General features: G+C 72.8%; 13 protein-coding genes. 11 read left to right on the top strand and 2 right to left on the bottom strand.

Annotated features, from left to right (window positions below):
- Positions 1–6: 6 nt before the first annotated feature.
- Together ACIBD9_RS07695 and ACIBD9_RS07690 are read right to left on the bottom strand one after the other, a co-directional pair.
- Complete coding sequence (locus tag ACIBD9_RS07695) at positions 7–1,293, bottom strand: nicotinate phosphoribosyltransferase (protein WP_396715491.1); 1,287 nt, start codon at positions 1,291–1,293, stop codon at positions 7–9.
- Positions 1,294–1,309: 16 nt separating this feature from the next.
- Positions 1,310–3,988 (bottom strand): LuxR C-terminal-related transcriptional regulator, encoded by a 2,679-nt coding sequence (locus ACIBD9_RS07690; RefSeq protein WP_396715489.1) that lies wholly within the window; start codon positions 3,986–3,988, stop codon positions 1,310–1,312.
- Between the two features lie 195 nt (positions 3,989–4,183).
- Here ACIBD9_RS07690 and ACIBD9_RS07685 point away from each other — a divergent pair, with 195 nt between their 5' ends.
- From ACIBD9_RS07685 to rdgB, 11 genes are all read left to right on the top strand, one after another.
- On the top strand, positions 4,184–5,734 hold the full coding sequence (locus tag ACIBD9_RS07685; RefSeq protein WP_396715488.1) for a hypothetical protein: 1,551 nt from the start codon (positions 4,184–4,186) through the stop codon (positions 5,732–5,734).
- A 148-nt stretch (positions 5,735–5,882) separates the two neighbouring features.
- Positions 5,883–6,173: an ATP-dependent Clp protease adapter ClpS gene (clpS, locus tag ACIBD9_RS07680; RefSeq protein WP_030331276.1), complete on the top strand. Its 291-nt coding sequence runs from the start codon at positions 5,883–5,885 to the stop codon at positions 6,171–6,173.
- Positions 6,170–6,670 (top strand): DUF2017 domain-containing protein, encoded by a 501-nt coding sequence (locus ACIBD9_RS07675; RefSeq protein WP_238661313.1) that lies wholly within the window; start codon positions 6,170–6,172, stop codon positions 6,668–6,670. Before clpS ends, ACIBD9_RS07675 begins: the two co-directional genes overlap by 4 nt.
- A 52-nt stretch (positions 6,671–6,722) precedes the next feature.
- Positions 6,723–7,211: a Mov34/MPN/PAD-1 family protein gene (locus tag ACIBD9_RS07670; protein ID WP_030487200.1), complete on the top strand. Its 489-nt coding sequence runs from the start codon at positions 6,723–6,725 to the stop codon at positions 7,209–7,211.
- Positions 7,212–7,276: 65 nt separating this feature from the next.
- Positions 7,277–7,660 (top strand): MoaD/ThiS family protein, encoded by a 384-nt coding sequence (locus tag ACIBD9_RS07665; RefSeq protein ID WP_396715485.1) that lies wholly within the window; start codon positions 7,277–7,279, stop codon positions 7,658–7,660.
- A gap of 11 nt (positions 7,661–7,671) precedes the next feature.
- Positions 7,672–8,637, top strand: a complete 966-nt coding sequence (locus tag ACIBD9_RS07660) for a PLP-dependent cysteine synthase family protein (protein ID WP_396715483.1) — start codon at positions 7,672–7,674, stop codon at positions 8,635–8,637.
- 222 nt (positions 8,638–8,859) lie between these two features.
- On the top strand, positions 8,860–9,603 hold the full coding sequence (locus tag ACIBD9_RS07655) for an MBL fold metallo-hydrolase (RefSeq protein WP_396715481.1): 744 nt from the start codon (positions 8,860–8,862) through the stop codon (positions 9,601–9,603).
- A gap of 110 nt (positions 9,604–9,713) precedes the next feature.
- Complete coding sequence (locus ACIBD9_RS07650; RefSeq protein ID WP_396715479.1) at positions 9,714–10,856, top strand: glycosyltransferase family 4 protein; 1,143 nt, start codon at positions 9,714–9,716, stop codon at positions 10,854–10,856.
- Positions 10,853–12,022, top strand: a complete 1,170-nt coding sequence (locus ACIBD9_RS07645; protein ID WP_396715477.1) for a glycosyltransferase — start codon at positions 10,853–10,855, stop codon at positions 12,020–12,022. The genes ACIBD9_RS07650 and ACIBD9_RS07645 overlap by 4 nt, the downstream gene beginning before the upstream one ends.
- A gap of 9 nt (positions 12,023–12,031) precedes the next feature.
- Complete coding sequence (gene rph, locus ACIBD9_RS07640; protein WP_030487206.1) at positions 12,032–12,757, top strand: ribonuclease PH; 726 nt, start codon at positions 12,032–12,034, stop codon at positions 12,755–12,757.
- 106 nt (positions 12,758–12,863) lie between these two features.
- Complete coding sequence (gene rdgB, locus ACIBD9_RS07635; RefSeq protein ID WP_196921337.1) at positions 12,864–13,481, top strand: RdgB/HAM1 family non-canonical purine NTP pyrophosphatase; 618 nt, start codon at positions 12,864–12,866, stop codon at positions 13,479–13,481.
- Positions 13,482–13,558: the final 77 nt, after the last annotated feature.

Genomic DNA, 13,558 nt, shown 5'->3' with positions numbered 1-13,558 from the left:
GATGACTCAGCCAGCGGGTACGACGGTGACCGGCACGGCCGGGTCACCGCTCGAGAGCTTCAGCCCCTCCCACGGGATGGAGATCAGACACTCCCGCAGGTGCTCCCGTGACTTGTCGAGGGTGGGCAGCGGCACCGGCTCACCGGCGACCACGTACGAGTGCTGGAGCAGGCGGTCGTTGGGCTGCCGGTCCGGGACGCCCTGCGGGACGATGACCTCCTCGGTGGCGGTGCCGGTCGGCTTGTGTCGGCGGACCGCGACCTTCCGGCCGCCGATGGTCGCCTTGTGCTCGGAGCGCTTCACCACCGGCCGCCCCTCGACCTCGACCAGCTTGTAGACCAGCCCCGCGGTCGGTGCCCCGGAGCCGGTGACCACGGCCGTGCCGGCGCCGTACATGTCCACCGGTTCGGCGGCCAGCGCGGCGATCGCGTACTCGTCCAGGTCACCGGAAACGATGATCTTGGTCTCGGTGGCGCCCAGCGAGTCGAGCAACTCCCGGGACTGCTGAGCGATCACCGCGAGGTCCCCGGAGTCGATCCGTACCGCCCGCAGTTCCGGCCCGGCCACCGCGATCGCGTTGCGGATGCCCTGGCTGATGTCGTACGTGTCGACCAGCAGCGTGGTGTCCTTGCCCAGCGTGGCGACCTGCGAGGCGAACGCCGCCCGCTCGTCGTCGTGCAGCAGGGTGAACGCGTGCGCGGCCGTGCCCGCCGTCGGGATGCCGTAGCGCGCACCGGCGGCGAGGTTGGACGTGAACCGGAACCCGGCCAGGTACGCGGCCCGCGCCGCGGCGACCGCCGCCTCCTCGTGCGCCCGCCGCGACCCCATCTCGATCAGTGCCCGACCCCGCGCCGCGGTCACCATCCGGGCCGCCGCCGCGGCCACCGCGCTGTCGTGGTTGAGCACGGACAGCGCCAGCGTCTCCAGCACCACACATTCGGCGAAGCCGCCGGACACGGTGAGGATCGGGGAACCGGGGAAGAACAGCTCACCCTCGGCGTACCCGTCGACGTCGCCGGTGAAGCGGTAGTCGGTGAGCCACGCCGCCGCCGCCTCGTCGACCACTCCGGTCCGCCGCAGGAACTCCACCTCGGTGGGGTCGAACCGGAAGTCGCGGATCAGCTCGATCAGCCGGGCCGTCCCGGCGACCACGCCGTACCGGCGGCCGCTCGGCAACCGGCGGCTGAACACCTCGAAGACACACCGACGATCGGCGGTGCCGTCCTTCAGTGCCGCGCTGACCATGGTCAGCTCGTAGTGGTCGGTCAGGAGCGCGGGGCGGTGGATGCTCACCGCCCCAGCCTAAGGTTCAGCTCGCGTCGCCGCCGTCGTGGCCCGGGATCGAGCGTAACGCCGCCCACAGTTCGGCCCGCCCGGTGACGCCGAGCTTGGCGTAGATCCGCTGGAGGTGGTTCTCCACTGTGCGCGCCGAGAGGTAGAGCCGTTCGGCGATGGCCCGGCTCGGGGCGCCGTGCGCGGCAAGGCGGGCCACCTGCCACTCCCGTTCGGTGAGCACCGGCGCGCCGGCCTGCAGCGCCGGCGTCCGGATCAGGTCGCAGCGCCCGAGCAACCCGGCGAGGCGTTCCCGGGCGTCGTTGGCGGCAGCCGAGTGTTGCTGGCGCAGCCGCTGGACGGCCTGGGAGGTGGCCTCGGCGGCGTAGACGGTCAACTCCAGGGCGGCGTAGTCGTCGGCGACCGCGAGCAGATCGGTGGGGGAGTCGGTCACCGCGGCGCGGGCGTGCCGGGCCAGCAGCGGCGGGAGCACCCCGTCGACCCGCTCGGAGAGCTCGGCGAGGCGCTGGGCGACGGTGCGCCGGCCGCCGTCGGAGCAGGTGGGCCCGACCGCCATGCCCGCCTGGTCCAGTCGGACGAGGTCGTGCAGGACGTGCACCTCGTGCCCGGCGAAGCCGTCCGAGCGCAGCCGGTCCACCAGGTCGCCGAGGTGTTTGACCGCGCCCGGCAGGTCACCCGACGCGGCGAGCGACGCGCCCCGGGCCTGCTCCAGCCACGGGTAGAGCACCGCCATGCCGGGCGCGTGGGTGCGGTCGGCTTCGGCCATCGCCGCGACCGCCTGCGCGGCGTCACCGCGCAGCGCCGCCGACTGGGCGCGTTCGGCCTGGGCCAGACCGGCGTACACCCGACTCGTGGCCAGCACCGCGCAGGCGCCCAGGGAGGTCCGCATGGCCGCGTCGCTCTGCCCGCGCAGCCGGGACGCGTACGCCTGGAGGATGGCCAGGTAGCCGGTGCCGAGGCGGAAGTCGCCGGCGCCGGCGAGGTCGGCGAACTCGTCGGCCACGATCGCGTCGATCCCGGCCAGGTCGCCGGTGAGCATGAGCCGGGTGCCCCGGGCCAGTTCCAGGGCCAACTGGAGGTACGGCATGTCGGTGCGCCAACTGGCCGCGGCGGAGTGCACCTGGGCGATCGCCGTACCGCTGCGGGTCAGCTCGCCCTGCGCGGCCTGGACGTACGCGATGGTGGAGCGGGCCAGCTCGCGGGCGGCGACGCCGGCCGCCGGCCGATCCAGTACCTGTCGGCTGAGCTGCACCGCGGTGGCCGTGTCCATTCCGTGCAGGCGCATGATCGCCTCGAAGGCGTGCACCCGGGACCGGTCGGCGGAGTCGCTCAGCTGCTCGGCCCGGCTCGCGATCTCCTCCACGGTGGACTGCCGGCTCAGCCCCCAGTAGCTGACCATGCCGCGTACGGTCAGCCAGCGGCAGAGCCGCCGCTCGTCGCCGGGCTCGGGGGTCACCGCGTCGAGGACGTCGATCGCCTCTTCCGGCCGGTCGGCGAACATCAGGATGGTGGCCAGCAGCTCCGCCGCGTCGTAGCCGCCGTCGGCGTTCAGCGCGGCCCGCGCCAGGCGGGTCGCCAGCGGCACGTCGTAGCGGGTGAACGCCTGCACCGCGGCGTCCAGCAGCAGGGCCGGATCCTGGGCGGTGCCCGAGTCGAGTCGCCAGACGGCCACCCGCAGCAGGTCGTCGCGGCGGCGTTTGCCGACCTGCTCGAGCAGCTCGGCGAGGTGTGCCTGAAGTCGGCGGGTGCGGCTCACCGGACAGCGGCGGCGCATCACCTCGCCGTAGAGCGGGTGCGCCAGCCGGACGTTTGTGCGCCGGTCGTGTTGGACCACCGTGATCAGCCCGCGTTCCTCGGCGGTCTCCACGTCCGACTGCTCGGCGGCCTGCCTCAGCAGGTGCAGGCCCAGTGGTTCGCCGAACGCGACCAGCTCGACGACCGCGCGGACGCCGTCGGTGAGCTTGCCGACCCGGGTGTCGATGAGATCGGTCAGGTTGGGCGCCAGCTCCAGTCGCCCGGTCCACTTCCAGATCCCGTACGTGCGCTTCAACTCCGCGCTGCCGTTGGCGGCGTGCACCAGCTCGCGCAGCAGCAGCGGGTTGCCGGCCGACAACCGACCCAGCCGGTCGGCGGAGCCGGCGTCGACCGGGCCGCCCAGGATCGCCGCCAGCAGGTCGGTGGTCTGCTCCTGCGGCATCGGGGTCAGCTCCACGTGCTCGACCAGGTCGTCGGTCCAGAGTGCGCGGATCGGCAGCGGGATCTGCTCGCCGTCGCGCAGGGTGCCGACCACTGTGGCGTTCTCGGCGCGGGCGACCAGGTGCACCAGTGCGGCCGAGGGTGGGTCAAGCAGGTGGGCATCGTCGATGGCGAGCACGATCCGGCGGCCGGCCGCCTGCTGTTGCAGCAGGTTGAGCGCCCAGCGCAGGACACCGGCGGGGGAGAGACCCTGGGGCTGCTCGGCGGGGAGGACCTGGACCAGCCCGCCGAACGGCAGCGCCGCGGTGGTGGCGCTGGCGGCGATGGACCAGATAGCGAACCGGTCGGTGGGCAACGCACCGACGCCCTCGCGCAGCAACCGACTCTTGCCGATGCCAGCGCTGCCGCTGAAGAAGAGCCCGCGGCCGGCCTCACCGGTCACCGCCTCCAACAGGCGGTTGAGCTCATCCGTGCGGCCGACGAACTCCCATCGACTCATTCGCGCAGCATATCGACCGGAATCCGTCCGCGCCCGTACCGTCACCGTGCGAAGTTGAGTAACCGCACAATTACCGGTGAGTATTCGAGGTGTTCCGCCCGGTCGCCGGCACGCCCGTAGTCTTCCGAACATCCGGGTTGACGTACCGGAACTTTCGCGACCGGACCCACGGTCACCTGCAACGGGAGGCACCTGATGAAGCAGGGCCCTCTCCCCTCGGTCGACTCGCCGGACGACATGACCGGCCCCACCGACCTACCCACCTGCGGCCCGCTCCCCTCCCGGGTCGGCGTGTCCGGCGCCGCCCCGGACGAGCCGCTCGGTGTGGTCGCCGTCGGCCCGGCCGGCGCCGAGCGGCGGGCCGTGCTCGCCACCCTGCTCGGGCTCGACCCGGTCATGCTCACCGTGCCGGCCGGCAGCTGGTTGGTGGTGCACGACGCCAAGGTGCCCACCCGGGCGGCGTTCGTGCCCGGTTACCGGCAGCCGCACTCGTACGGCGCGGACCGGGACGCCGCCGGTCCGGCGTTGGCCCGCCCGCCCCGGCGGGTCGAGCTGAGCGTGCCCGAGCCACTGCTGCGGCACTTCACCCTGATCGACGTCCCGGACACCGCCACCCTCGGCGTGTCCGGCACCCGGGTGCTGCTCGAAGCGGTGGGCAGAGCGGGTGCGCTGCTCTTCGTGATCGCCGCCGACCAGGCCTTCACCGCCGCCGAGTTGAACCTTCTCGCCGAGGTCGCCCCGACCTCGGTGGAGGTCGTCTTCGCGGTCACTCCCGGCGCGGCGGGCTGGGCTCCGCTGGCCGACGGCACGGCGACTACGGAGGGCGCGGGGGCGTCCGTCCCGCCGGTCGGGGGTGCGGAGGCCGAGGTGGATGCGGTCGCGGTGACGGTGGAGGCACACCGGGCGGCGCTCCTGGCCGCGGTGCCGGCGCTGGCCGGCGCGCGGTGGTTTCCGGTGGACGACGCCGACACCGCCGCCGACCTGCGGCGGGCGCTGGTGGGTTGGGCGTCGCGTGAGGGGTTGCAGCGGGCCAGCGTCGACCCACCGGTCCTGCCGGGCCAGCAGGGTCGCGTCGCCGTGGCCGCCGATCCGGGTGACTGGTCCGAACGACTGGACCGGCACGCCCGCTCGTGTGCTCAGCGGATCCGCCAGCACCTCGCCCTGGAGTTGGCGAACATCCACCTGCGGGCCGTTCAGGAGATCGTGTTCGGCGTCGGCTGTGCCGGCCTACCGGATCTCCTCGACCGGGAGATGGCGGCGTTGTCGCTGTTGGCCACCGCGCAGTGCGATCAGGCGGTGCGCGGCATCGTGACCGACGCGGCGTCCCGGGTGCTCGGCGCGCCGCCGACCGAAGGCGTGCGACGCCGGATCGCCGCCGCCGTGCAGTACGGCCTGGCCGATCACCGGCCCGGCCACGAACTGGACAAGGTGCTGCTGATCACCAGCACGGCCGGCGTGGCCGAGTTGACCGGCCTGGAGGCGATCGACGCTGCCGCCAGTTATCCGGTGGCGTCCCGTGCCGAGGTGCTCCCGCCGGTCGCGGTGGCGCTCTCCGGCGGGTGCTGGCAGCAGTGGCGTACGCCTGGCAACGACGACCACAGCGCGGCGCGGGCCTGGTCCCAACGGGCGGTGCGTGAGGTCGAGTTGGGGTTGTCCAGGGAGATCTCCCGACGGTTCGAGGTGATCCGCCTCTCGCTGGGCGTGGTGCTCTCCGATGCAGTCGATCACGGCATTCTGCTCGCCTGACGGCGCGCCCACCGGTGGGTCCGGGTCCGGGCCGGACCCCGCCTCCGATGGCGTCCGGGGCGGGTCGGGGGTGCCCGGGGTGGGTGATCCGCGCCGGGCCGGCGTTCCGGTTCCTCGGTTCCGGGAAACCGGTGGCACGATGGGGGGCATGGCAGCTCCGCAGGTTGTACCGGTCGAGACGCCGGACACTGACGAGGTGCCGGCGTCCGACCGGCAGTGGGTGACGATCGTGTGGGACGACCCGGTCAACCTGATGACGTACGTGACCTGGGTCTTCCAGAAGCTTTTCGGCTACAGCCGGGAGAGGGCCGAACAGCTGATGCTGGACGTGCACCACAAGGGCCGGGCCGTGGTCTCCACAGGTGCCCGGGAACGGATGGAGCACGACGCGTCGCAGCTGCACGCGTACGGGCTGTGGGCGACGGTGGACAGATCATGAGCATGTTCCATCGCCAGGCCGGTCGTTACGTCGCCGTCTTCGCCGTCGACGAGGTACGGGTGCTGCGCAAGGTCGCCACCGAGGTGGTGGGTCTGCTCACCGACGGCTTCGACCACACCGACCCGGTCGTCGGTCGGCTCTTTCCGGCGGTCTACCCACAGGACGCTCCGGGCACCGCCGAGTTCCGCCGCTACACCGAGGGCGACCTGAAGACCGCGAAGATCGATCAGGCGGGGGCGATCCTGGCCGCGTTGCCCGACGACGCCGGCGGCGAGGTGCGGCTGGACGCCGAGGCCGCCGAGGCGTGGTTGCGGGCGCTGAACGACGCCCGGCTCGCGATGGGCGTCCGCCTGGAGATCAAGGACGGCACCGATCTGGGCGAGGAGTTGGACGACGCGGTCGCTGAGGACCCGGGTTCCAGCCGGGTGTTCCAGCTGTCGGTCTACGCCTATCTCGGGTATCTACAGGAGTCGCTGCTCAACGCCTTGATCGACTAGGGGTGACCGGCACCACTTCGGCCCGTGACCGGCAGGCGTTAGGCTGGTGCACGTGCTGAGCATCGACCGGTCGATCATCGACGCGATCGTCGCCCACGCGCGCCGGGATCACCCCGACGAGGCGTGCGGCGTGGTCGCCGGTCCCGTCGGCAGCGACACCCCGACCCGGCACATCCCGATGGACAATGCCGCGCGGTCGATGACCTTCTACGAGTTCGACTCGATGGAGCACCTGCGCGTGTGGCGGGAGATGGACGACCGGGACGAGGAGCCCGTCGTCATCTACCACTCGCACACCGCCACCGAGGCGTACCCGTCGCGGACGGACGTCTCCTTCGCCGGTGAGCCGGGCGCGCACTACCTGCTCGTCTCGACCCGTGAGCCCGACTCGGAGGAGATCCGGTCGTTCCGGATCGTCGACGGCGTGGTCACCGAGGAGCCGGTCCGTGTCGTGGAGGCCGGTGTCGACCCGCACGCCGTCCAGTCCTACATGTTCGGGCAGAGCCCGGCGACGGTCGATTACGAGTGTTCCGGCCGCTGACCTGTCAGCGCCGCAGCCGTCTCGTCCCGTCACCGTAGGCACACCCGATCGAGGAGTTCGACATCATGGCCATTGAGGTTCGCATCCCCACCATCCTGCGCAGCTACACCGGCGGCGCCAAGGTCGTCGACGGCACCGGCGACACGCTCGCCGATCTGCTCACCGACCTGGATTCCCGGCACGGCGGTCTGCGCGGCCGGCTGATCACCGACGCGGGCACGCTGCACCGCTTCGTCAACGTCTACGTCAACGACGAGGACGTCCGCTTCCTCGGCGCGCTCGACGCGAAGCTCAGCGACGGCGACAGCGTCACCATCCTGCCGGCCGTGGCCGGCGGCGCGTTCGGCTTCGCGGCGGCAGCGGCGATCAGCTCGCACAGCGCGGCGGCAGCGGCGATCAGCTCGCACAGCACCACCGCCGCGGCCCGCGACGCCGTCGCGGCTCGCTGAGGTCGGCCGCCATGGCGCGGTACGACAGCCTGCTCGACGCCTGCGGGGGTACGCCGCTGGTCGGCCTGCCCCGGCTCTCCCCGACGGTGCCCGACGGGGCCCCTCCGGTGCGGCTCTGGGCCAAGCTGGAGGACCGCAACCCCACCGGCAGCATCAAGGACCGCGCGGCGCTGTTCATGGTCCGGGCGGCGGAGGAGGCTGGCCGGCTCCGCACGGGTGACACCATCCTCGAACCGACGAGTGGCAACACCGGCATCTCGTTGGCGATGGTGGCGAAGCTGCGCGGCTACCGGCTGGTCTGCGTGATGCCGGAGAACGTCTCCACCGAGCGGGTCCAACTGCTCCGGATGTACGGGGCCGAGATCATCTTCTCGCCGGCGGCGGGTGGTTCCAACCAGGCGGTCGCCACGGCCAAGCAGATCGCCACGGAGCACCCCGACTGGGTGATGCTCTACCAGTACGGCAACGAGGCCAACGCCCGGGCGCACTACGAGACGACCGGGCCGGAGCTGCTGCACGACCTGCCCAGCATCACGCACTTCGTGGCCGGGCTGGGCACCACCGGCACTCTGATGGGCACCGGGCGTTACCTGCGGGAAAAGGTCGAGGGCATTCAGGTCGTGGCGGCCGAGCCGCGCTACGGCGAGTTGGTCTACGGCCTGCGCAACATCGACGAGGGGTACGTTCCGGAGCTCTACGACGCCTCGGTGCTCTCCCGGCGTTTCTCGGTCGGCACCCGGGACGCGGTGTTGCGCACCCGCCAGCTGGTGGAGGTGGAGGGCATTTTCGCCGGGTTCTCCACCGGTGCGATCCTGCATGCCGCGCTGGCGGTGGCGCACGAGGCGGTGCGCGACGGCCGGCGGGCAGATGTGGCCTTCGTGGTCTGCGACGGCGGCTGGAAGTACCTGTCCACCGGCGCGTACGGCGGCACGCTCGCCGATGCCGAGGACGCCCTGGAGGGGCAGCTCTGGGCCTGACCGGTCTGGTCTTCCGATTACGGGCCGTCGACATCCGTCGACGGCCCGTTCGCTCCCGGCGTACCGCGAGCGGGTGTCACGTTCGTGACAACTTCCGTTGGATGATTCTTGCCGCCCGGTGCGCCAGCGTAGGCTGCGCAGCGTGGCGTACGCGTCGGTAGAGATCATGGCCGGGATCATCGCCGGCGCGGGTGCTACTGATAGTGACAGCGAGACCACTCGATGCGACTGACCGTTCTGGGAAGCGCCGGCAGTTTTCCTGGCCCCGAATCTCCCTGCTCGGCCTATCTCGTCGACGCCGACGGGTTCCGGCTCCTGGTCGACTTCGGCTCCGGGTCGCTGTCCAGCCTCCAGCGGTACGCGGGGTTGCACGCCCCGGACGCGATCCTGCTGACCCACCTGCACTGCGACCACATGTTCGACGCCGTGCTGTACGTGGTGGTGCGCCGGTACGCCCCGGACGGCCCCTACCCGGCGCTGCCGGTGTACGCGCCCGCCGGTGCGCCGGACCGGCTCAGCGCCGCGTACGGCGACGACGGTTCGGTGGAGGACGTGTACCAGTTCTACGCGCTCCAGCCGGGCACCTTCCCGATCGGCCCGTTCACGGTCACCGTCGACCGGGTCAACCATCCCGTCGAGACGTACGGCGTGCGGCTGGAGCACGAGGGCCGTTCGCTGTGCTACTCGTCGGACACCGCCCCCTGCGAGGCGTTGCTGCGGCTGGCCCAGGACGCCGACGTGTTCCTCTGCGAGGCCAGTTACCTCGACGGCATGGACAATCCGCCGGATCTGCACCTGACCGGTCGGGAGGCAGGTGAGGCGGCGACCAAGGCCGGGGTGGGCCGGCTGCTGCTCACCCACCTGGTGCCCGCCTGGGGCAGTGAGGCGCACACGCTGGAGTCGGCCGCCGCCGCGTACACCGGGCCGCTCGAGGTGGTCCGGCCCGGCGCCAGCTACGACGTCTGACGCACCGAGTCCCGGTTCGCGAGGCCGGGCCGCGGTGTTGTGCCGTACTGTTCGCCGGCCGGTCAGCGGACGGTCGTCTGGCGCACCCGTGGCACCCGCACGGTGTGGGCATGCGGATCGCCATCGTGACCGAGTCGTTCCCACCGGATGTGAACGGCGTCGCCCACTCCGTGGTGCGGACGGCGGAGCACCTGCTCGACCGGGGCCATGAGCCGGTGGTCATCGCGCCCGCCCCACCCGGTGGCCGGCAGGGCATCGACCGGCTGCCGTACCCGGTGGTGCGCATTCCCAGCGTGCCGCTGCCCCGCTACCAGGGTTTCCGGCTGGGCGTGCCGACCAACGCCCGACTGACCGGGGCGCTGCTCTCGGCCGAGCCGGACGTGGTCCACCTGGCCAGTCCGTTCGTCCTGGGCGCCCGGGCGGCCACGCTGGCCAGCCGGCACGGGCTGCCCACGGTGGCCGTCTACCAGACCGATGTGGCGGCGTACGCCCGGGCGTACCGGGTGAGTTGGGGCGAGGCGGCGGCGTGGCGGCGGATCCGCGAGATCCACAATTCGGCGCAGCGTACCCTCGCCCCGTCCACTCGGGCCGCCGCCGACCTGATCGCCAACGGGGTGCAGCGGATCTGGCTGTGGCGGCGCGGTGTGGACGCCGTTCGCTTCGATCCGGCCAAGCGGTGCGCGGCGCTGCGGGACCGGCTGGCCCCCGGCGGTGAACTGCTGGTCGGCTACGTCGGCCGGCTCGCCCCGGAGAAGCGGGTGGAGTTGCTGGCGGCGACGTCCCGACTGCCCGGCGTACGGGTGGTGGTGGCCGGCGACGGCCCGACCCGCCGCCAGTTGGCCCGGGATCTGCCCGGGGTGACCTTCCTGGGCGTGCAGCAGGGCGAGGACCTGGCCCGGCTCTACGCGAGCCTGGACCTGTTCGTGCACACCGGACCGCACGAGACCTTCGGCCAGACCATCCAGGAGGCGCTGGCCTCCGGTGTGCCCGTCGTGGCGCCAGCCAGCGGCGGCCCGGTCGACCTCGTCGACCACGGCGTGACCGGGCTGCTGGTACCGCCGAACGACGGCGACGCGCTCGCCGCGGCGGTGGCCGAGCTGACCGGCGACGCCGGCCGGCGGCGGGCCTACGGGCTGGCCGCCCGGGTCGCGGTCAGTCGCCGCAGCTGGGCGGCGGTCGGCGACGAGCTGGTCGGGCACTACCACGCGGTACGTACCGTGGCCGCCACCGTCGGTCTGCCGGCCGCCTCGTGACCGGGACCGCCGGCGGGCTGCGGATCGTGCGGCTCGCCAACTTCGTCACGGAACGCTCCGGCGGCCTTCGTACCGCGCTGCGGCATCTCGGTGCCGGCTACCGGGCGGCCGGGCACGATCCGGTGCTGGTGATGCCCGGGCAGCGGGCCGCCGACGAGACGTACCCGTGGGGACGGGTGGTCACCCTGCCCGGGCCGCGGTTGCCGGTCAGCGGTGGCTACCGGCTGCTGGCCGGCCGACGCCGGTTGGCCCGGCTCCTCACCGACCTGGCACCGGACCGGTTGGAGGTCTCCGACCGGTCGTCGCTGCGCTGGACCGGACGGTGGGCGCGGGCGCACGGGGTGCCGTCGGTGATGGTGTCGCACGAGTCGCTGACCGGGCTGCTCGGCCAGTGGGGCGTACCGGACGCGCTGCGCCACCTGACCGCAGACCGGCTCAACCGGGCGACCAGCCGGGCGTACGACCGGGTCGTCTGCACGACCCGGTGGGCTGCCGAGGAGTTCGACCGGATCGGCGTCGACAACGTGGATCTGGTGCCGCTCGGGGTGGACCTGGACACCTTCGCCCCGCACCGTGCCGACCCGCGGGTGCGCGAGCGGTACGCCGACCCCGGCGAGTTGCTGTTGGTGCACTGCGCGCGGCTCTCCCCGGAGAAGCGACCGGAGTTGGCCGTGCAGACCCTCGCCGAGCTGCGCCGGGCGGGCGTACCGGCGGTGCTCGTGATGGCCGGCGACGGCCCGTTGCGCGGCGCGCTGGCCCGACGGGCGGTGGGGCTGCCGGTCACGTTCACCGGCTTCCTGCCGGACCGCGCCGCGGTGGCCGCGTTGCTGGCCAGCGCGGACGTGGTGCTGGCGCCGGGCCCGGTGGAGACGTTCGGTCTCGCCGGCCTGGAGGCGCTGGCCTGCGGTACTCCGGTGGTGGTCAACGCGGCCAGCGCGCTGCCCGAGGTGGTCGGCGAGGCCGGGCTGGCGGCGTACGGCTCGGGGGTGGCGATGGCGGCGGCGGTGAGCCGCCTGGCGGCCCGGCCGGAGGCGCGGCGGCGGCGGGCCGCCCGGGCGCGGGCCGAGGAGTTCGGCTGGCCGGCGGCGGTCGCCGGGTTCCTCGGTGTGCACGGCGCGGACGTTCTCCGGGGCACCCCGAGCGAGGTGGATCGCCGCACCGCATAGGGTGCAGGGATGGCGCGACCTGACGGGCGAGGGCCCTCTCAACTTCGACCGGTGACCCTGACCCGTGGCTGGAGCACCCATCCGGAGGGCTCAGTGCTCGTCGAGTTCGGCGGCACCCGGGTGCTCTGCACGGCGAGCGTCACCGAGGGGGTGCCCCGCTGGCGCAAGGGCTCCGGGCTCGGCTGGGTGACCGCCGAGTACGCGATGCTGCCCCGGGCCACCAACACCCGCTCCGACCGGGAGAGCGTCAAGGGTCGGGTCGGTGGCCGTACCCACGAGATCTCCCGGCTGATCGGCCGCAGCCTGCGGGCCAGCATCGACCTCAAGGCGCTCGGCGAGAACTCGATCGTGCTCGACTGCGACGTGCTCCAGGCCGACGGAGGCACCCGCACGGCCGCGATCACCGGCGCGTACGTCGCGTTGCACGACGCGGTGGGCTGGCTCGCCGCCCGGAAGGCGTTGGCCGGCAAGCCGGAGAAGGTGATGCACCGTTCGGTGGCCGCGGTCAGCGTGGGGATCATCGCGGGGGAGGCCCGGCTCGACCTCTGCTACGAGGAGGACGTCGCCGCCGAGGTGGACATGAACGTGGTGTGCACCGGCGCGGGCGACTTCGTCGAGGTGCAGGGCACCGGAGAGGCGGGCGTGTTCGCCCGCGACCAGCTCGACGCCCTGCTCGACCTGGCCGTCGCCGGCTGCGCCGAGTTGGCCGAAGCCCAGCGGAAGGCACTCGCGTGAGCGCGAGGAGTGAGCTTGCGAGCCCCGCAGTCGCGAACAACGGTGTTGCGGTGAGCGCGAGGAGTGAGCTTGCGAGCCCCGCAGTCGCGAACAAAGGTGTTTCAGCATGAACAAGGTCCTGCTCGCCACCCGTAACCGCAAGAAGCTGGTCGAGCTGCAGCGGATCCTGGACGGCGCGCTCGGCGCGCACCGGATCGCCCTGCTCGGGCTGGACGACGTCGAGCAGTACGCAGAGCTGCCCGAGACCGGCCTGACCTTCGGCGAGAACGCGCTGATCAAGGCGCGGGAGGGGTGCCGGCAGAGCGGGCTGCCGACCATCGCCGACGACTCCGGGCTCGCGGTCGACGCGCTCAACGGGATGCCGGGGGTGTTCAGCGCCCGCTGGTCCGGTCGGCACGGCGACGACCGGGCCAACCTCCAGTTGGTGCTGGACCAGATCGCCGACGTACCGGACGAGCAGCGGGCCGCCTCGTTCGTCTGCACGGTGGCGTTGGTGCTGCCCGGCGGCAAGGAGCACCTCGTCGACGGCCGGCAGTCCGGGCGGGTGCTGCGCGCGCCGCGCGGTGACGGCGGGTTCGGCTACGACCCGATCTTCCTGGGCGACGGACAGGACCGGACCAACGCCGAGCTGACCCCGGCCGAGAAGGACGCCATCAGCCACCGGGGCAAGGCGCTGCGCGAGCTGGCCAAGCTGGTCGCGAAGGTGCTGCCGCCCGCCGCCTGACGGGCGCAAGGTGCCGCCGCCGGCCGCCTGACGGGCGCGAGGTGCTGCCGTCCGCCGCCTGACCCGCGGCGGACGAC

Origin of the sequence: Micromonospora sp. NPDC050784, assembly GCF_044456765.1 — a bacterium.
Taxonomy (GTDB): domain Bacteria; phylum Actinomycetota; class Actinomycetes; order Mycobacteriales; family Micromonosporaceae; genus Micromonospora; species Micromonospora foliorum.
The sequence above is the reverse complement of the archived record's forward strand: the minus strand, read 5'-3'. Positions and strand labels throughout refer to the sequence as shown.